Annotated in this window: 18 protein-coding genes; 6 read left to right on the forward strand and 12 right to left on the reverse strand. The window is 68.5% G+C overall.

Annotation, left to right across the window (positions count from 1 at the left end):
- Positions 1-4: 4 nt before the first annotated feature.
- Positions 5-1,300, reverse strand: a complete 1,296-nt coding sequence (locus tag AB7I40_RS12575) for an MFS transporter (RefSeq protein WP_428344743.1) — start codon at positions 1,298-1,300, stop codon at positions 5-7.
- Between the two features lie 126 nt (positions 1,301-1,426).
- Between AB7I40_RS12575 and argG the strand changes: the two genes are divergently transcribed.
- From argG to AB7I40_RS12590, 3 genes are read left to right on the forward strand one after another with little or no spacing between them, the layout of a single operon-like run.
- On the forward strand, positions 1,427-2,857 hold the full coding sequence (gene argG, locus AB7I40_RS12580; protein ID WP_428344744.1) for an argininosuccinate synthase: 1,431 nt from the start codon (positions 1,427-1,429) through the stop codon (positions 2,855-2,857).
- Positions 2,858-2,915: 58 nt separating this feature from the next.
- Positions 2,916-3,335 (forward strand): hypothetical protein, encoded by a 420-nt coding sequence (locus AB7I40_RS12585; protein ID WP_428344745.1) that lies wholly within the window; start codon positions 2,916-2,918, stop codon positions 3,333-3,335.
- Positions 3,332-4,105 (forward strand): lipoate--protein ligase family protein, encoded by a 774-nt coding sequence (locus tag AB7I40_RS12590; RefSeq protein WP_428344746.1) that lies wholly within the window; start codon positions 3,332-3,334, stop codon positions 4,103-4,105. The genes AB7I40_RS12585 and AB7I40_RS12590 overlap by 4 nt, the downstream gene beginning before the upstream one ends.
- Here the strand turns inward: AB7I40_RS12590 and katG are convergent.
- The 9 genes from katG to AB7I40_RS12635 form a co-directional block, all read right to left on the reverse strand.
- Positions 4,090-6,324 (reverse strand): catalase/peroxidase HPI, encoded by a 2,235-nt coding sequence (gene katG / locus AB7I40_RS12595; RefSeq protein ID WP_428344747.1) that lies wholly within the window; start codon positions 6,322-6,324, stop codon positions 4,090-4,092. The two genes, AB7I40_RS12590 and katG, sit on opposite strands and share 16 nt — an antisense overlap.
- 24 nt (positions 6,325-6,348) lie before the next feature.
- Positions 6,349-6,792, reverse strand: coding sequence for a Fur family transcriptional regulator (locus tag AB7I40_RS12600; RefSeq protein ID WP_428344748.1), 444 nt, complete (start codon positions 6,790-6,792; stop codon positions 6,349-6,351).
- A gap of 27 nt (positions 6,793-6,819) precedes the next feature.
- Positions 6,820-7,557, reverse strand: a complete 738-nt coding sequence (gene trmB, locus AB7I40_RS12605) for a tRNA (guanosine(46)-N7)-methyltransferase TrmB (protein ID WP_428344749.1) — start codon at positions 7,555-7,557, stop codon at positions 6,820-6,822.
- Between the two features lie 144 nt (positions 7,558-7,701).
- Positions 7,702-8,895 (reverse strand): elongation factor Tu, encoded by a 1,194-nt coding sequence (tuf, locus tag AB7I40_RS12610; RefSeq protein WP_428344750.1) that lies wholly within the window; start codon positions 8,893-8,895, stop codon positions 7,702-7,704.
- A 77-nt stretch (positions 8,896-8,972) separates the two neighbouring features.
- Complete coding sequence (gene fusA / locus AB7I40_RS12615; RefSeq protein WP_428344751.1) at positions 8,973-11,084, reverse strand: elongation factor G; 2,112 nt, start codon at positions 11,082-11,084, stop codon at positions 8,973-8,975.
- Between the two features lie 35 nt (positions 11,085-11,119).
- Positions 11,120-11,590 (reverse strand): 30S ribosomal protein S7, encoded by a 471-nt coding sequence (gene rpsG, locus AB7I40_RS12620; protein WP_428344752.1) that lies wholly within the window; start codon positions 11,588-11,590, stop codon positions 11,120-11,122.
- Positions 11,590-11,964, reverse strand: coding sequence for a 30S ribosomal protein S12 (gene rpsL, locus AB7I40_RS12625; protein WP_428344753.1), 375 nt, complete (start codon positions 11,962-11,964; stop codon positions 11,590-11,592). Before rpsL ends, rpsG begins: the two co-directional genes overlap by 1 nt.
- 156 nt (positions 11,965-12,120) lie before the next feature.
- Positions 12,121-13,413: an MFS transporter gene (locus AB7I40_RS12630; RefSeq protein WP_428344754.1), complete on the reverse strand. Its 1,293-nt coding sequence runs from the start codon at positions 13,411-13,413 to the stop codon at positions 12,121-12,123.
- Positions 13,410-13,856, reverse strand: coding sequence for a MarR family winged helix-turn-helix transcriptional regulator (locus AB7I40_RS12635; RefSeq protein WP_428344755.1), 447 nt, complete (start codon positions 13,854-13,856; stop codon positions 13,410-13,412). Before AB7I40_RS12635 ends, AB7I40_RS12630 begins: the two co-directional genes overlap by 4 nt.
- 137 nt (positions 13,857-13,993) lie before the next feature.
- Between AB7I40_RS12635 and AB7I40_RS12640 the strand changes: the two genes are divergently transcribed.
- On the forward strand, positions 13,994-14,287 hold the full coding sequence (locus AB7I40_RS12640) for a DUF2530 domain-containing protein (RefSeq protein WP_428344756.1): 294 nt from the start codon (positions 13,994-13,996) through the stop codon (positions 14,285-14,287).
- 58 nt (positions 14,288-14,345) lie between these two features.
- Here the strand turns inward: AB7I40_RS12640 and AB7I40_RS12645 are convergent, their stop codons facing one another.
- Positions 14,346-15,314 (reverse strand): SDR family NAD(P)-dependent oxidoreductase, encoded by a 969-nt coding sequence (locus AB7I40_RS12645; RefSeq protein WP_428344757.1) that lies wholly within the window; start codon positions 15,312-15,314, stop codon positions 14,346-14,348.
- 24 nt (positions 15,315-15,338) lie between these two features.
- Here AB7I40_RS12645 and AB7I40_RS12650 point away from each other — a divergent pair, with 24 nt between their 5' ends.
- Entirely contained in the window at positions 15,339-15,752 is a 414-nt protein-coding gene (locus AB7I40_RS12650) for a pyridoxamine 5'-phosphate oxidase family protein (RefSeq protein WP_428344758.1), read from the forward strand.
- A gap of 1 nt (position 15,753) precedes the next feature.
- Here AB7I40_RS12650 and AB7I40_RS12655 read toward each other — a convergent pair whose 3' ends face one another.
- On the reverse strand, positions 15,754-16,524 hold the full coding sequence (locus AB7I40_RS12655) for a DUF3027 domain-containing protein (RefSeq protein WP_428344759.1): 771 nt from the start codon (positions 16,522-16,524) through the stop codon (positions 15,754-15,756).
- A gap of 52 nt (positions 16,525-16,576) precedes the next feature.
- On the opposite strand from AB7I40_RS12655, the gene AB7I40_RS12660 reads away from it, so the two are divergent.
- Positions 16,577-18,016: an MFS transporter gene (locus tag AB7I40_RS12660; protein WP_428344760.1), complete on the forward strand. Its 1,440-nt coding sequence runs from the start codon at positions 16,577-16,579 to the stop codon at positions 18,014-18,016.
- Positions 18,017-18,128: the final 112 nt, after the last annotated feature.

Raw genomic sequence — 18,128 nt, forward strand, 5'->3', positions numbered from 1 at the left:
CGACTCAGTTGCTCGGCACGGCCGCGGGCCGGGTGATCCTGGGAATGCTCAGGCAGGCAACAGCAGCGATCAGGCAGAGCCCACCGGCCGTCAGCCAGGCCAGGAAGTAGTCGCCCTGGCTCTGCCTGATCCAGCCGGCGTAGCTCGCCGCCACGCCCGCACCCACCATGTGGGCGGCGAAGACCCAACCGAACACCACACCAGCGCGCTCGAGGCCGAAGTGCTGACGGCACAGCGCTACCGTCGGTGGCACGGTCGCCACCCAGTCCAGGCCGTAGAACAGGATGAAGATGAAGAGGCTCGGGTGCACGTGGGGCCCGAGCAACCAGTTCACGGCCAGCAGGGATAGTCCACGGAAGAAGTAGTAGCCGCACAGGAGGTAGCGCGAGTCCACCCGGTCGGTGAGCCAGCCGCTGGCGATCGTCCCGACGATGTCGAAGATCCCGATGAGCGCCAGCAGGTTGGCGCTCGTGGTCGCCGGCATGCCGTGGTCGTGTGCGGCCGGGATGAAGTGGGTGCCGATCAGTCCGTTCGTCGACCAGCCACAGACCCAGAAGGTGCCGAACAGGACCCAGAAGGTCCACGAACCGCTCACCGAGCGCAACGTGCCGAGCGCGACCGAAGCGGCTCCTCGGGTGGATGACGACTCCTTCTCGACGTGACCTTCCGGGGCGCCGTAGGGCAGCGCACCGACGTCGCTGGGACGGTCGCGCAGCAGCCACCACACCAGCGGCACCAGCGCCAGCGCGAACAGCGCGACCAGACCAGCGGCCCACCGCCATCCGGGGCCGTCGGCAAGGTGGGCGATGGCCGGCAGGAACACCAACTGGCCGGTGGAGCTGGCTGCCGAGAAGACGCCGATGACCAGGCCGCGATGGCGGAAGAACCAGCGGTTGGCCACGATCGCGCCGAACACGAGGGCCAGGGACCCGGTGCCGATGCCCACTGCAAAGCCCCACAGCAGCCACAGCTGCCAGGCGCTGGTCATCAGGAGCGTGAGCCCTGATCCCACCGCGACCAGCGTCAGCGCCGCAGCGGTCACCCGGCGTACGCCGAAGCGTTCCATCAGCGCCGCAGCGAACGGGGCGGTGAGCCCGTAGATGATCAGGTTGAGGCTGACCGCGCCGCTGGTGGTGGCCCGCGACCAGCCGAACTCGTGTTCCAAGGGCTCGAGCAGCGCACCGGTCGAGGACCGGAAGCCGGCAGCGGCGACCAGCGCAGCCATGGTGATTGCGGCGACCCACCAGGCCCGATGGATGCCGCCCAGGGTGCTCGGCGCCGGCGCGGGGGTCGTGGTCACCCACGAGAGTCTAGGGAGGTACGACGGGCGCTCGACACGGGAGATGCCGCCGTTTCGGCACGAGATCCGGCCACCGAGGGACGGACCGGGGGCGGCGTACGGGCCGGGACTCCTTAGGGTGTCCCTGTGGCCAAAGTTCTCACCTCCCTTCCCACCGGCGAACGCGTCGGCATCGCCTTCTCCGGCGGCCTCGACACTTCGGTGGCGGTGGCCTGGATGCGCGACAAGGGCGCGATCCCGTGCACCTACACCGCCGACATCGGTCAGTACGACGAGCCCGACATCGATCACGTGCCCGATCGGGCCCTGCAGTACGGCGCCGAGATCGCCCGCGCCATCGACTGCAAGCGACAACTGGTCGAGGAGGGGCTGGCTGCGATCATGTGCGGCGCCTTCCACATCCGCTCCGGCGCCCGCACCTACTTCAACACGACCCCGCTGGGCCGTGCGGTCACCGGGACGATGCTGGTGCGCGCCATGCACGAGGACGGCGTCGACATCTGGGGCGACGGCTCGACCTTCAAGGGCAACGACATCGAGCGGTTCTACCGCTACGGCCTGCTGGCCAACCCGCAGCTGCGGATCTACAAGCCGTGGCTCGACGCCGAGTTCGTCCATGAACTGGGAGGGCGCGCGGAGATGAGCCGGTGGCTGACCGAGCGCAACCTGCCCTACCGCGACAGCCACGAGAAGGCCTACTCAACCGACGCGAACATCTGGGGCGCCACCCACGAGGCCAAGACCCTCGAGCACCTCGACGTGTCGCTGGAGACCGTGAACCCGATCATGGGCGTGAGGTTCTGGGACCCGTCGGTCGTCATCGAGACCGAGGACGTGACCGTGCGCTTCGAGGCCGGTCGTCCCGTCGCGATCAACGGCGTTCGCTACGACGACGCCGTCGCGCTGGTCCACGAGGCCAACGTCATCGGTGGGCGGCACGGGCTCGGCATGTCCGACCAGATCGAGAACCGGATCATCGAGGCCAAGTCCCGAGGCATCTACGAGGCGCCGGCGATGGGGTTGCTGTGGACGGCGTACGAGCGGTTGCTCAACGCGATCCACAACGAGGACACGATCGCCAACTACCACGCCCAGGGCCGCCAGCTCGGCCGGTTGCTCTACGAAGGTCGCTGGCTCGACCCGCAGGCGCTGATGATCCGCGAGTCGATCCAGCGCTGGATCGCCTCGCTGGTCACCGGCGAGGTCACGCTCCGGCTGCGTCGGGGCGAGGACTACACCGTCCTGCGCACCGACGGTCCGGCGTTCTCCTACCACCCCGACAAGCTGTCCATGGAGCGCACCGACAACGCCGCCTTCGGACCCACGGACCGGATCGGTCAGCTCACGATGCGCAACCTCGACATCGCCGACTCCCGGGCCAAGCTGGAGGCCTATGCGGCCCAGCCGCTCGACCAGGGTCAGGTGCTGGTCGAGAACGGCACCCTGTTCGGCGAGATCGAAGCCGGCGGTGCCGACGTGATCACCGCCAACCCGGCAGCCGAGCAGGAGCAGGATGTGGCGCTGGACAACGCGGCGATGGAGTTCGGCACGGACTGACGCCAGGCCGACCGAATAGCCAGGCGACAGATGGACGAACGTGGTCTACCGTCGAGAGGTGGACCTCGTCCGGGGGCTTGGCGGCCTGCTCGTCGCGATGGCGGGGGCGGCACTGGTGTTCCGTCTGCTCGCGGACTGGACCCTGCTCGAGCGTCTCCTCGAGCGGGCCGGGGCACTGCTTCGGCGGCTGCGCCGTGAGCCCGAGGCCCCCGACGGGCGGCCCATCGAGGCCATCGCGCTGGACGCCCGGCGACTGTCGCATCGCTTCGAGCTCTCCGACTACCAACGCATCTCCTTCGCGAAGTACGAGGGCCTGCGCCAGGCCTACGACAAGGTGCTGGGTGAGGCCTGCGACGCCCTGGGGATCGAGCACCTGTTGAACGTGCTGCCGGCCGGACACGAGTGCGATCTCGAGCGCCTGAGGGTGGAGTTCCTCCTGGGCCAGCGGGGCCTGCGGCTCGACGACGACGCCGCGTGAGCGACCCCATCCGGCTGCTGCGCAGTCCCCTGACCGACAGCGAGCCGGCCCTCGACATCGCCGTGGCCCACGCGCTGGTGAAGCAGGCGAGCGCGGGCAGCCTCACCGAGGCGCTCCGGCTGTATCGGCCGAGCAGCCCGGTGGTGGTCTTCGGGCGCCGCGACGTCCGGCTGGACGGCTTCCCCGGTGCGGTCGACGCTGTGCGGGCAGCCGGCTTCACTCCGCTGGTGAGGGCGACCGGCGGGCGGGCCGTGGCCTACACCGACCAGTCGCTGGTGCTCGACCACGTGCGACACGATGCCGGGGCACAGGGCGGCATGGACCCGCGCTTCGAGACCTACGGCCGACTCTTCGCCGAGGCGTTCCGCGGGCTCGGGGTGCAAGCGCTCGTGGGGCCGGTGCCGGGTGAGTACTGCCCGGGCGCCCACAGCGTCAACGCCCGAGGCGTGGTGAAGCTGGTCGGTACGGCGCAGCGCGTGGTCAGGCACGCCTGGCTGTTCAGCTCGCTGGTCGTGATCGGTGACCAGGACCGGATCCGTCCGGTGCTGAGTGAGGTCTACGAGCAGCTGGGCCAGGACTTCGACGGCAGCTCGGTCGGCTCTCTGCGTGGCGAGGTGCCCGGACTGGAGCTCACCCAGGTCGAGTCCGCGTTGCTGGCGGCGTACGCCGAGCTCGGGGTGCTGGAGCCCGCCGTGCTCGACGAGTCGACGCTGGTGCTGGCCCGCGAACTCGTGGACCAGCACCGCGTCGGAGATCAGACCAGGTCGTAGCGGTCCAGCTCCATGACCTTGACCCACGCCGACACGAAGTCGCTGACGAACTTCTCCTTGGCGTCATCGCTCGCGTAGACCTCGGCCAGGGCGCGCAGCTCGGAGTTCGAGCCGAACACCAGGTCGTTGCGAGTGCCGGTCCACTTCACCGCACCGCTCGCGTCGCGACCCTCGAACGTGTCCTGCGCGTCGGAGGTCGACGACCAGGTCGTCCGCAGGTCGAGCAGGTTCACGAAGAAGTCGTTGGTCAGCGACCCCGGCGTCGTGGTGAGTACGCCGGCCTGCGACTGCTGGGTGTTGGCATCGAGCACGCGCAGCCCCCCGACCAGGACCGTCATCTCCGGAGCGCTGAGGTTGAGCAGGTTGGCCCGGTCGATGAGGAGATACTCCGCAGGAAGCCGGTGGCCCTTGCCGAGGTAGTTGCGGAAGCCGTCCGCGGTCGGCTCCAGAGCGGCGAAGGAGTCCACGTCGGTCATCTCCTGCGAGGCGTCCGTGCGCCCCGGCGTGAAGGGCACCACGACGTCATGTCCGGCGTTGCGCGCCGCCTGCTCGATGCCCGCACCACCGGCCAGGACGATCAGGTCGGCCAGCGAGATCTGCTTGTCCCCGCTCTGCGCGGCGTTGAAGCCCTCCCGCACCGTCTCGAGGGCGCGCAGCACCACGGCGAGCCGGTCGGGGTCGTTGACCTCCCAGCCGCTCTGCGGCTCGAGGCGGATCCGGGCACCGTTGGCGCCACCGCGCTTGTCACTGCCTCGGAACGTCGAGGCCGACGCCCAGGCAGTGGAGACGAGCTGGGAGACCGTCAGCCCGGAGGCCAGGACCTGCTCCTTGAGCGAGGCGACGTCCGCGTCGTCGACCAACGGGTGGTCAACCGCAGGCACCGGGTCCTGCCACAGCAGCGTCTCCTGCGGCACGAGCGGCCCGAGGTAGCGCTGGATCGGACCCATGTCGCGGTGGGTCAGCTTGAACCAGGCCCGCGCGAACGCGTCGGCGAACTCGTCGGGGTGCTCCAGGAAGCGCCGCGAGATCTGCTCATAGACCGGGTCGAAGCGCAGCGCGAGGTCGGTGGTCAGCATCGTCGGGGGCCGAGAAAGGCTGCCGTCCTCGGGGTCGGGCACGGTGTTGGCACCCGCACCGTCCTTCGCCTGCCACTGGTTGGCGCCCGCCGGGCTCTTGACCAGCTCCCACTCGTAGCCGAAGAGGTTCTCGAAGAACTGGTTGCTCCACCGGGTCGGCGTGGAGGTCCAGGTGACCTCGAGACCGCTCGTGATCGCGTCGCGTCCCCCGCCGCTGCCGTAGGAGCTCTTCCAGCCCAGGCCCTGCTCCTCGATGGGGGCGCCCTCGGGCTCCGCACCGACGTACGGCTCCGGGTCGGCCGCACCGTGGGTCTTGCCGAACGTGTGACCGCCGGCGATCAGCGCGACGGTCTCCTCGTCGTTCATCGCCATCCGGGCGAACGTCTCACGGATGTCGCGGGCCGAGGCCAGCGCGTCGGGGACTCCGTTGGGTCCCTCGGGGTTGACGTAGATCAGGCCCATCTGGACCGCGGCCAGCGGGTTCTCGAGCTCCCGATCACCGGTGTAGCGCTCGTCGCCCAACCAGGTGTCCTCCGGGCCCCAGTAGACGTCCTCGTCGGGCTCCCAGACGTCAGCGCGTCCGCCGGCGAAGCCGAAGGTGGTGAAGCCCATCGTCTCCAGCGCGCGGTTGCCGGCCAGGACCATGAGGTCGGCCCACGAGATCGAGCGGCCGTACTTCTGCTTGATCGGCCACAGGAGACGGCGCGCCTTGTCGAGGTTGGCGTTGTCCGGCCAGCTGTTGAGCGGCGCGAACCGCTGCATGCCGGCCCCGGCGCCGCCGCGGCCGTCGCTGATGCGGTAGGTGCCTGCGCTGTGCCAGGCCATCCGGACGAAGAGCCCGCCGTAGTGCCCGAAGTCGGCTGGCCACCAGTCCTGGGAGTCGGTCATCAGCGCGTCGAGGTCACTGGTCAGCGCATCCAGGTCGAGCGCCTTGAAAGCCTCGGCGTAGTCGAAGTCCGGCCCCATGGGGTCCGCGACGGCCGGGTGCTTGCGCAGGATCTTGAGGTTGAGCTGCTCGGGCCACCAGTCGCGGTTGCCTGCACCCTCGGTCGGGTGACTGGAGGTGCGGGTGTGGGCAACGGGGCACTCGCCCTCGCGCTCCTCGTCGTTCATGTCTCCGACGACTGCATCGTGCTCGGTCATGTGCTTCCTTCCGGGGCGGGCTGATCAGCGGGCAGTGATGGCCGCTGTGGTGGTGGAGCAGGCAGGGCAGACGCCCCAGTAGGTGACCTCGGCCTCGTCGATGGCGAAACCATGGTCGTCCGAGGCGGTCAGGCAGGGGGTGGCGGAAACCGCACAGTCGACGTCGGCGATGGCACCGCAGGTGCGGCACACCACGTGATGGTGGTTGTCCCCCACCCTCGACTCGTAGCGCGCGACCGAGCCCGAGGGCTGGATGCGCCGCACCAGGTCAGCGGCGGTGAGGGCCCGCAGGACGTCGTAGACGGCCTGGTGCGACACCTCGCCGAGCTGTGTCCGCACGACTCCGATGATGGCGTCGGTGTCAGCATGCGGATGCTCGTACACCGCCGCCAGGACCGCCACGCGCGGGCGAGTCACCCGGAGCGCGGCCTCGCGCAGCAGGTGCTCGAGCTGGGTCGTGGTGGGCACCTGTGCAGTCTGCGCCACTTTCTTGAATCAGTCAAGAAAGGCACGACGGTAGGCGAGATCGGTGATCCTGCGTCCCGCCGCAAGGCCCTTGCGCTCGAACTTCGTCACCGGCCGCTCGTCCCATCGCTCGACGACCCCACCTTCCAGCAGGGGTTCGGCATCCAGGATCGCCACCATCTGCTCGGCATAGTCGGCCCAGTCCGTGGCCAGTCGCCACTCGGCTCCCGGCGCGAGCCGGGCGGCGGCGACGTTCGCGAACCGGGGCGTGACCAGCCGTCGCTTGTGGTGCTTCTTCTTGTGCCAGGGGTCGGGGAAGAAGGTCCACAACCCCGCGAGCTCGCCCGGACCGACCAGGTGTTCCAGCGACCACACCGCGTCCACCCCGATCATCCGCACGTTGCTCAGCCCCGCTTCGGCGATCCTGGCCAGCGTGTCGGCCACCCCAGGACGCCACACCTCGAAGGCCACGACGTTGTACGCCGAGCGGTCGGCTGCCAGGACGGCAGTGGACTCACCGATCCCCGAGCCGATCTCCACGATCAGCGGCGCGTCCCTCTCGAAGCACCCGGCCAGCGAGAAGCCCTCGACGTCGACCTCGTCGTCGGCGATCCACCACTGGTCGGCGTACGCCTCCCAGGCGGCCGCCTGCTTGGGGCTGAACCGGCTCCCGCGGCGCGAGTAGGACAGCACCTCCCGCAGCCGGCGACCGTCGTCGGTCTCCTTCTGGTGGGGGCGAGGTGGCCGCGGCTGCTGGTCGTCGTGCACGTGCTCATCCTCGCCTCGACCTGTCGCAGATGCACATCGAGATCGCGTCGACCTGTCGCAGAAGGACAGCACAACGCCCCCCGAACCTTGCGGTTCGGGGGGCGTTGCAGTGGTCTCGACAAGCTCGACCAGCGACGGACTACATCACTTGGTGATCTTGGTGACCCGACCGGCGCCGACGGTGCGGCCACCCTCACGGATCGCGAAACGCAGGCCCTCTTCCATGGCGATGGGCTGGATCAGCTCAACGGCCATTTCCGTGTTGTCGCCGGGCATGACCATCTCGGTGCCCTCGGGGAGGGTCACGACACCGGTCACGTCCGTGGTACGGAAGTAGAACTGCGGGCGGTAGTTGTTGAAGAACGGCGTGTGACGGCCACCCTCCTCCTTCGACAGGATGTAGACGTTCGCGTCGAAGTTGGTGTGCGGGGTGGTGGTGCCCGGCTTGATGACGACCATGCCGCGCTCGATGTCCTCGCGCTTGGTGCCACGAAGCAGCAGCCCGACGTTCTCGCCGGCCTGACCCTCGTCGAGCAGCTTGCGGAACATCTCGACACCGGTCACGGTCGACTTCTGCGACTTCTCGCGGATGCCGATGATCTCGACCTCCTCGTTGACCTTGACGATGCCGCGCTCGATACGACCGGTGATGACCGTGCCACGACCAGTGATCGTGAAGACGTCCTCGACGGGCATGAGGAAGGGCTTCTCGGTCTCGCGGGCCGGGGTCGGGATGGCCTCGTCGACAGCCTTCATCAGCTCGAGGACCGACTCGCCCCACTTGGCGTCACCCTGCAGCGCCGGGAAGGCAGCCACGCGGACGACGGGGATGTTGTCGCCGTCGAACTCGTACTCGGAGAGGAGCTCGCGCACCTCCATCTCGACGAGCTCGATGAGCTCCTCGTCGTCGACCATGTCGCACTTGTTGAGCGCCACGACCAGGGCCGGCACGCCGACCTGGCGGGCGAGCAGCACGTGCTCACGCGTCTGCGGCATCGGACCATCGGTGGCGGCGACCACGAGGATCGCGCCGTCCATCTGGGCCGCACCGGTGATCATGTTCTTGATGTAGTCGGCGTGACCAGGGCAGTCGACGTGCGCGTAGTGGCGCGCCTCGGTCTGGTACTCGACGTGCGCGATCGAGATCGTGATCCCGCGCTGACGCTCTTCAGGCGCCTTGTCGATCTGGTCGAATGCCGACGCCTCGTTGAGGGTCGGGTACGCGTCGTGCAGCACCTTGGTGATCGCCGCGGTCAAGGTCGTCTTGCCGTGGTCGATGTGACCGATGGTGCCGATGTTGACGTGCGGCTTGGTCCGCTCGAACTTCGCCTTAGCCACGGTGGGCTCCTCCTGTGTGTGGTTCTACTCTGACTGACTCGTATGGGACTTGCTGAACTGCCGAGGGCACGCGAATGCTACTCGCCGCGAACCTTCTTGATGATCTCGTCGGCGACGTTCTGGGGAACCTCAGCGTACGAGTCGAACTCCATCGAGTACGACGCCTGACCGGAGGTCTTCGACCTCAGGTCGCCAACGTACCCGAACATCTCTGAAAGCGGCACGAGCGCGTTGACCACGCGGTCCCCGTGACGCTCGTCCATGGCCTGGATCTGGCCGCGACGGCTGTTGATGTCGCCGATCACGTCACCCATGTAGGCCTCGGGCATGATGACCTCGACCGCGAACATGGGCTCCAGCAGGACCGGTCGCGCCTTGCGGGCCGCTTCCTTGAACGCCGCGTTGCCGGCGATCTTGAAGGCGAGCTCGGAGGAGTCGACATCGTGGTAGGCGCCGTCCTCGAGGGTGAACTTGACGTCCACCATCGGGTAGCCGGCGAGGACGCCGAACTCCATGGCCGCCTGGCCGCCCTGGTCCACCGACGGGATGTACTCGCGGGGCACGCGGCCACCGGAGACGTTGTTGATGAACTCGTAGCCGGCACCGGTGCCCGTCTCGGGGTCGATGTTGGGGCCCAGCGAGATGACGACCTTGGCGAACTGCCCCGAACCACCGGTCTGCTTCTTGTGCGTGTAGCTGTGGTTCTTGACCTCGTTGCGGATCGTCTCGCGGTAGGCCACCTGCGGCTTGCCGACGGTGGCCTCGACGCGGAACTCGCGCTTCATCCGGTCGACGAGGATCTCCAGGTGGAGCTCGCCCATCCCGGCGATGATGGTCTGGCCGGTCTCCTCGTCGGACTTGACCGTGAAGGTCGGGTCCTCGTCGGACAGGCGCTGGATCGCGAGACCCAGCTTCTCCTGGTCGCTCTTGGTCTTGGGCTCGATCGCGACCTCGATCACCGGGGCCGGGAAGCTCATCGACTCCAGTACGACGGGGTGCTGGATGTCGCACAGGGTGTGGCCGGTCTTGGTCTCCTTGAGACCCATCACGGCCACGATCTGTCCGGCACCGACCGACGCGATCTCCTCACGCTTGTTGGCGTGCATCTGGTAGACCTTGCCGATCCGCTCCTTGCGGCCGGTGACCGAGTTGAGCACGCTCGCGCCTGCGGCCAGCTTGCCGGAGTAGACGCGGACGTAGATCAGCTTGCCCAGGTGCGGGTCGGAGGCGATCTTGTAGGCCAGACCGGAGAACGGCTCGTCGTCGGATGGCTGACGGTCGATCTCCTTCTCCTCGTCGTTGACCGCGTGACCCTTGATGGCGTCGATGTCGAGCGGCGAGGGGAGGTAGCGGACCACGGCGTCGAGCAGGGGCTGGACGCCCTTGTTCTTGAACGCGGTGCCGCACAGGACCGGGTTGATCTTGTCGGCCAGGGTGGCGCGACGGATCGCAGCCTCGAGCTCGGCGACCTCGAAGGTGCCCTCGTCGAGGAACTTCTCCATGATCTCGTCGTCGGCCTCGGAGAGCGTCTCGAGCAGCTTCTCGCGGTATTCCGCAGCCTGCTCGGCCAGCTCTGCCGGGATCTCCTCGATGGTGTAGTCCTCACCCATCGTGGTCTCGCCACGCCAGGTCAGGGCACGCATGCCGACGAGGTCGACGACACCGAGGAAGTCGCCCTCGGCACCGATCGGGATCTGCAGCACGAGCGGGGTGGAGTTGAGGCGCTCGACCATCATGTCGACGCAACGGAAGAAGTCCGCTCCGGTGCGGTCGAGCTTGTTGACGAAGCACATCCGCGGGACGGAGTACTTGTTGGCCTGGCGCCAGACCGTCATCGTCTGGGGCTCGACGCCCGCCACTCCGTCGAACACGGCGACGGCGCCGTCGAGGACGCGCAGCGAGCGCTCGACCTCGGCAGTGAAGTCCACGTGTCCAGGGGTGTCGATGATGTTGATCTGGTGGTCCTTCCACCAGCAGGTCGTCGCGGCCGACGTGATGGTGATGCCGCGCTCCTGCTCCTGCTCCATCCAGTCCATCGTGGCTGCACCCTCGTGGACTTCACCGATCTTGTAGGTGATGCCGGTGTAGAAGAGGATGCGCTCGGTGGTGGTGGTCTTGCCGGCGTCGATGTGCGCCATGATGCCGATGTTGCGGACCTTGTTGAGGTCGGTGGTGATGTCGACAGCCACTGAAGTGATGTCTCCTCAGGAAGATTTCGGGTGGATTACCAGCGGTAGTGCGCGAAGGCCTTGTTGGACTCAGCCATCTTGTGGGTGTCTTCGCGCTTCTTGACCGCGGCGCCCAGACCATTGCTGGCGTCCAGGATCTCGTTCATCAGGCGCTCGGCCATGGTCTTCTCACGACGCTGGGCGGCGTAGCCCACCAGCCAGCGCAGGGCCAGCGTGGTGCTGCGGCCCGGCTTGACCTCGATCGGCACCTGGTAGGTCGCGCCACCGACACGGCGGGACTTGACCTCGATGGCCGGCTTCACGTTGTCCAGGCCACGCTTGAGCGTGACCACGGGGTCGGTGCCGGTCTTCTCGCGGCAACCCTCGAGAGCGGTGTAGACGATGCGCTGGGCAACCTGCTTCTTGCCGTCCTGCAGGACCTTGCTGACCAGCTGGGAGACGAGCGGCGAACCGTAGACCGGGTCGACGTCGATCGGACGCTTCGGGGCGGGACCCTTGCGTGGCATTAGCTCTTCTCCTTCTTCGCGCCGTAACGGCTGCGGGCCTGCTTGCGGTTCTTGACACCCTGGGTGTCGAGCGAACCGCGAATGATCTTGTAGCGAACGCCGGGCAGGTCCTTCACGCGACCCCCGCGGACGAGCACGATGGAGTGCTCCTGCAGGTTGTGACCGACACCCGGGATGTAGGCAGTGACCTCGACGCCGCTGGACAGGCGCACACGGGCGACCTTGCGCAGGGCGGAGTTCGGCTTCTTCGGAGTGGTGGTGTAGACGCGGGTGCAGACACCGCGTCGCTGGGGCGAACCCTTCAGGGCAGGCGTCTTGCTCTTGGACACCTTGTCCTGGCGGCCCTTGCGGACCAGTTGGTTAATCGTGGGCACCGGGTGGTTCCCCTTCGTTTTTCTCTCAGAACCTGGCACTCTGCCGGGCACGATGGACTGCTAGTGCGGTGTGTCTGCTTGGTGCGCGCACAGCCATGGACCAAGATCCATGGCGGAGGCTGGTTGTGCTGGAAACCGGGCGGTCAGGGCCGCTGGCTACTTCCGAGCACGCGCAACAGTCTGGTTGTGCCAGACACGAGGTACGAGATTACCGGCTCGCTGATCGGGGGTCAAAACGCCCCGAGCCCGCGCGAACACCAGCGTGGCCACGCCGACCCCCACAACTGTCATGAAACCGCCCAGCAGCAGCGTCCAGCGGGCGCCGTACTGCTCGCCGATCCAGCCGATCAGCGGTGCTCCCAGCGGCGTACCGCCGATGAAGATCATCATGTAGAGCGCCATGACACGACCGCGCATCCCCGCGTCGGTGGACACCTGCACGAAGGCGTTGGCCGCCGTGATCATCGTCAGGGCGGTGATGCCCAGGAGCGGGGTCATGAGCGCGAACCAGGTGTAGGTCGGCATCAGCCCGGAGATCATCTCCAGGGTGCCGAAGGCCAGGGCGGCCCCGATCACCAGGCGCTGGCGGACTCGTTCGCGGCGCGCTGCGATGAGCGAGCCGGTCAGCGAGCCGACCGCCATGAAGGTGCCGAGGAGGCCGTACTCGGTCGGTCCCTTGTCGAAGACCTGGGTGGCCATCAGCGCTGAGGTCATCTGGAAGTTGAGGCCGAAGGTGCCGGTGAAGAACACGATCGCCAGCATCAGCATGAGGTCGGGGCGCCCTCGCACGTAGGCGACACCGGCGCGGATCTGGCCGGGCTCGCGGATCACCAGGTCCGGGCTGTGCAGCAGCCGCTCGTCGAGGCGGCGCAGCATCGTGATCGGCGCGATGTAGGAGAAGGAGTTGACCAGGATGACGTAGCCGGTGGCGACCACCCCTCCGCCCAGAGCTGCGATCAGGAGCCCCGCGAGGGCCGGGCCGACGATGCGCGCGGCGTTGAAGCTGGCCGAGTTGAGGCCCACCGCGTTGGTGAGGTCGTCCTTGTCGACGATCTCGGAGACGAACGACTGTCGGGCCGGGGCGTCGAAGGCGGAGGCCACTCCGAGCATCAGGGCCAGGACGTAGACGTGCCAGATGTGGGCGTTGCCGGTGACCGCCAGGAGCCCCAGGATCAGGGCCGGCACGGCCATGCCCAGGTTGGTCAGCTGGAGCAGGCGGCGTTTGGGGATCCGGTCGGCCACGACGCCGGCGAACGGCGAGAGCAGCAGGAACGGCAGGAACTGCAGCCCCGTGGTGATGCCGATGGCCGCCCCGCTGTTCCCGGTGAGCTGCAGGACCATCCAGTCCTGGGCGACGCGCTGCATCCAGGTGCCCACGTTGGACACCACACCGCCGGCGGCATAGCGGCGGTAGTTGGAGTTGGAGAGGGAGGAGAAGGTGGGGCTCAAGCCTGTGCCAGTCTTTCGAGGATCGGTGCGGCCGCCCTCAGGGCGGCCCGTTCATCAGGAGTCAGGGTGCGCAGCTGCTGGGCCAGCCACGCGTCGCGCCGGGCGCGGTCGGCGATCACGTGCTCTCGACCAGCTTCACTGAGTACGACGACGACCTGCCGGCCATCGGTGGCGTGCTTGCGACGGGTCACGTAGCCGGCCTCGGCCAGGCAGTTGATGGTGCGCGTCATGGAGGGTGGTTGCACGTGCTCGGCCTGGGCGAGCTCACCGACGCTCAGCTCGCCGTGGCGGAACAGGTAGCCGAGCACGGCCATCTGACCCAGGCTCAGCTCGTTGTCCGGGTGCTGCTCCGAGGCCAGCCGCCTGCGCAGGCGCATGACCGACAACCGCAACTCCGACGCGAGACCGGCATCGCTCCTCGACACCTTCTCCACAGTGGGCATGTCCTTAGTCTAGGTCATTACCCTTGCTAATCAAATCCCTGACCTGTCGCAGATGTACACCCTGGTCTGCACATCTGCGACAGGTCAGCGCGTTCTGCGTGTACATCTGCGACAGGTCGGCGTGTAGGTTGCCCATGATGGAATTCCGCGACGAGCAGCCGATGCAGCACGAGATCGGCAACCGCACCTACATCGTTGCCGACGTCGAGCCCCTCGACGTCGACGGCATTCGCACGACCGAGGTCGGCACGGCACTGTGGCTGCTCGGATTCCTGGCCCTGCTGCCCTTCTACGGCCGGCTCGCCGACGATGGACACACCTGGTGGCTGTGGACCTGCCTGGCCGGCTTCGGGCTCGGCCTCTTCGGGCTCGAGTACTGCCGGCGACGCAAGAAGGCGCGCAGCGGTCGCGGATCGCGCCGCGCCTCCTGACCGTCCGCCCGCTCGCCTCTGGACGTCATCACAGCGGGGCCGTCGGGGCAGCCAGAGGCTACGACGTCCCGATCTGCGCGCGCACCCAGTCCCACATGAGCTCACGCTCCGCGTCGCCGGTGCGGGTGCGGCGCAGCAGGTGGGTCGGGCGCACCCGACGGTCGTGCCACAGCTCGCCGGTGTCCGGCGAAGGCATCGTCGCGGCCAGCCACACCGTCGTGTCCGCGCCGCCCTCGGCGTCGCGGAGGAACGGTCCGGTGAGCTTGTGGAAGGTGGGCAGCGAGTCGACCACCCCGGGGGTGTCAGCCCAGCCCGGGTGGGTGGCGTTGACCCCGATGCCGTCAGAGGACCAGTGGGCGTCGAGCACCGGCAGCAGTTCGACCTGAGCGCGCTTGCTCCGGGCGTAGGCGGTGGTCCCGGAGTAGGTGCCGTCAAGGAACTCGGGGTCGTCGGCACGCAGCACCTGGCTGTACATCCCGCCACTGGTCACCAGGATCACCCGGGCGTCGTGCCCGTGCAGCCGGCGCCTGAGCAGTTCGGTCATCAGGATCGGCGAGAGCACGTGCAGCGCCATGGTCATCTCGTGACCCTGGGGTGACTCGGTGCGAGTGGCGGGCATGACACCGGCGTTGTGGACCAGGACATCGAGCCGGTGGGGCCCGAACTCAGCGGCGAAGCGGCGTACGTCGTCGAGGTCGGCCAGGTCGCAGCGGTCGACCACGATGTCGGCCCCGGGCAGGCGGCGCAGCATCTCGGCGCGGACCCGTTCGCCCTTGTCGACATCACGGACCACGAGGCGTACCTGGGCTCCCAGCTTGGCCAGGCCCTGCGCCGTGGCGACGCCCAGGCCCGAGGTCGCGCCGGTCACCGCAGCCACCTTGCCCGCGAGCGCACCCGGCTCGGGGTCGGCCGGCCACGTGGGCAGCCGACGACGGATCGCCGGCCCTATCCGGGTGTAGCCGGGGGCGACGGTGCGGTCGAGCACGGTGTCGAGGCCACGGGCGAGCCGCAGGGGCAGGGAAGTCATGCCAGCAACGCTACCCTCGGCATCGTGACGTCGATCCGGCCCGACTGGGCTGCCTTTCCCGGTGACCTGCTGGCCTTCTGGACCGAGCGGCACCTGTGCACCCTCAGTTCGGTGCGTCCCGACGGGCGACCGCACCTGGTGCCGGTGGGGGTCACGATCGACGTCGAGCGCGAATGCGCCTGGGTGATCACCTCGGGGACGTCGTACAAGGCCCGGCTGTTGGCAGCCGAGGGGTCCAATCCGCACGTGGCGGCCTGTCAGGTCGACGGTGGCCGGTGGTCGACGATCGAGGGCCGCGCCACGGTTCTCGACGACCCGGAATCGGTGCGCCGCGCGGTCGAGAAGTACGCCGAGCGCTACCGCACGCCCCGCGAGAACCCGGCCCGCGTCGCGCTGCGGATCGAGGTCGACAGGATCCTGCACTCGAGCAGGATCTGAGTCAGAACCGCTCGATCTCGTCGATCGTCAGCGTGTCGAAGACATGCTCGGGCAACGGCTCAGGCAGCTGCTGCTTGCCGAACTGCACCTCCGAGTGGGCCCCGCAACCGTGATCGAGGGAGACGACCTTGCCGTCGTCGTTGGCGCTGCCGTTGGCGCAGACCCCGAACATCTCCGACAGGGAACCGGCCAGCCGGACCAGGAAGCCGCAGCTGGTGCAGGACGCGGGAGCGGACTGGGCGAGCGGGTTGTCGGGGCCGCCCTCGCCGTCGTACCAGCGCTGGGCCGCCAGGTCGCGACCCTCCAGGGACAACGTCCGGACCCGTCCGAGGTAGAGCTCGGTGGCGACCGCCTTGACCTGGGCCCGCTCGTCGGCAGTGAGGTCGTCATCGCCGAAGGAGTACGTCGGCACCAACCGCGGGTCGCCGTCCTCGACGGGGAGCAGGTCGCCGGGCGACAGGTCCCCGGGCTGGATGCGCTCGCGGTAGGGCACCCACTGCGGGGCGACGATCGCCTCGTCACCCGGGATCAGCACCACCTCGTCGACGGTCGCCTGCTTCTGACGGGTGGCCCGGGTCACGGTCACCGACCAGCGCCAACCGCGGTAGCCGGGCATGGTGCAGGCGAACAGGTGGGTCACGACGCGTTCGCCCTCGGCCACGCACCCGAGGTGTTCACCCACCTGGTCGGGCGACGCCTGCTCGAGAAGAGCGGCGTGAGCAACCTCGACAGCCTTGGTCAGGGTCGCGTCGGGCTTCAGAGCAGTGGCCATCACGCGGCCGAGTCTAGGGCACGCCTCACGAGACCTGAGGCAGGATGGAGCCATGAGCGCCTCACCTCCCCCTCGCCCCTCCCGGGAGGAGCAGCGGTGGCGCGACCCCCATCCAGACGAACCGGGGAGCGGCGCCGGTTTCGAGGACACCTCGAAGGGCGCCAAGGCCGCCGGGACCGCCCGCAAGAGCGCTCAAGCCACGGCCAAGGGGGCCAAAGCCATGGCTCGCGGCACGGCCCGCTTCGGCGCCTACTCGGTGCGCCAGGCCCGCCGGGCCTCGCACGCGGAGGGGGCGGGCGACTCCGGTCTGTCGCGGCTCATCGAGCTGCACGCGTTCAACGCCGCCGGCGACGCCGCCGTGGCGATCTCGCTGGCCGGCACCCTGTTCTTCCAGGTCCCCACCGGCGAGGCCCGCGGGCAGGTTGCCCTGTTCCTGGGCCTGACGATGCTGCCGTTCGCCATCGTCGCACCCCTCATCGGGCCGTTCCTGGACCGCTTCAGCCACGGGCGCCGCTGGGCGATCGGCGCCACGATGGCCATCCGGGCGTTCCTGGTGTGGGTGCTGGCCACGGCCGTCGTCGACGAGTCGACATGGATGTTCCCGGCCGCGCTCGGCGTACTCGTGGCGTCGAAGGCGTACGGCGTCACCCGTTCGGCCGCCGTACCCCGCCTGCTCCCGCGGGACCTGACGCTGGTGAAGGCCAACGCCCGCACGTCCCTGGCCGGCATCGTCGGCGCCGGGATCTCTGCACCGATCGCAGCGCTCGCGGCCTCGATCGGTCCGGAGTGGTCGCTGCGCTACGCGTTCCTGCTGTTCGTGGTCGCCACCATCCTGGCGATCCTGCTCCCCTCACGGGTGGACTCCAGCCACGGCGAGAAGCAGATGTCGCTGCGTCCACGCTCGGCCGAAGGCACCAAGCGCCGCTTCGGGATGCCGGCCCCGGTCGCCCACGCCCTGCGCGCCAACTGCGGTCCGCGCTGGCTCTCGGGGTTCCTGACGATGTTCATGGCCTTCCTGTTGCGGGAGAACCCGATCGGCGACTGGAGCACCACGGCGCTGTTGGCCGTCGTCATCGGTGGTGCCGGGGTCGGCAACACCCTCGGCATCGCGCTGGGCTCCCTGCTGCGCAAGCTCAACCCGGCCATCACCGTGGTGCTGGCGGTGGCGGCCGGTGCCTCGATGTCCCTGGTCGCCGCGCTCTTCTACAGCGTGCTCACCGTCGGGCTCCTGGGGTTCGTGGCCGGCCTGGCCCAGTCCCTGGCCAAGCTCAGCCTCGACTCCACCATCCAGGCCCACGTGCCCGAACGCGTGCAGACCAGCGCCTTCGCGCGCTCCGACACCGTGCTGCAGATGGCGTGGGTCATCGGCGGCTTCGTGGGCATCGCCATGCCGTTGAACCCCCGCCTGGGCCTCGGCGTGGCCGCCGCGGTGCTGATCGCGTGGCTGGTGCTGGTGTTGAGCGCACGTCGACCCGCCCGACGCTCGACGTAGTCCTCGAGTCAGTACGGTCGTTCAGCTCGGGATGGTTCCGGGGTTGGTTCATCAAGGGATGCAGGCCAACCTCCCCCTCCCACGGTGAATTCACCGAGGGAAGTGCTGTTTC

The organism is Nocardioides sp., assembly GCF_050246775.1.
GTDB lineage: Bacteria > Actinomycetota > Actinomycetes > Propionibacteriales > Nocardioidaceae > Nocardioides.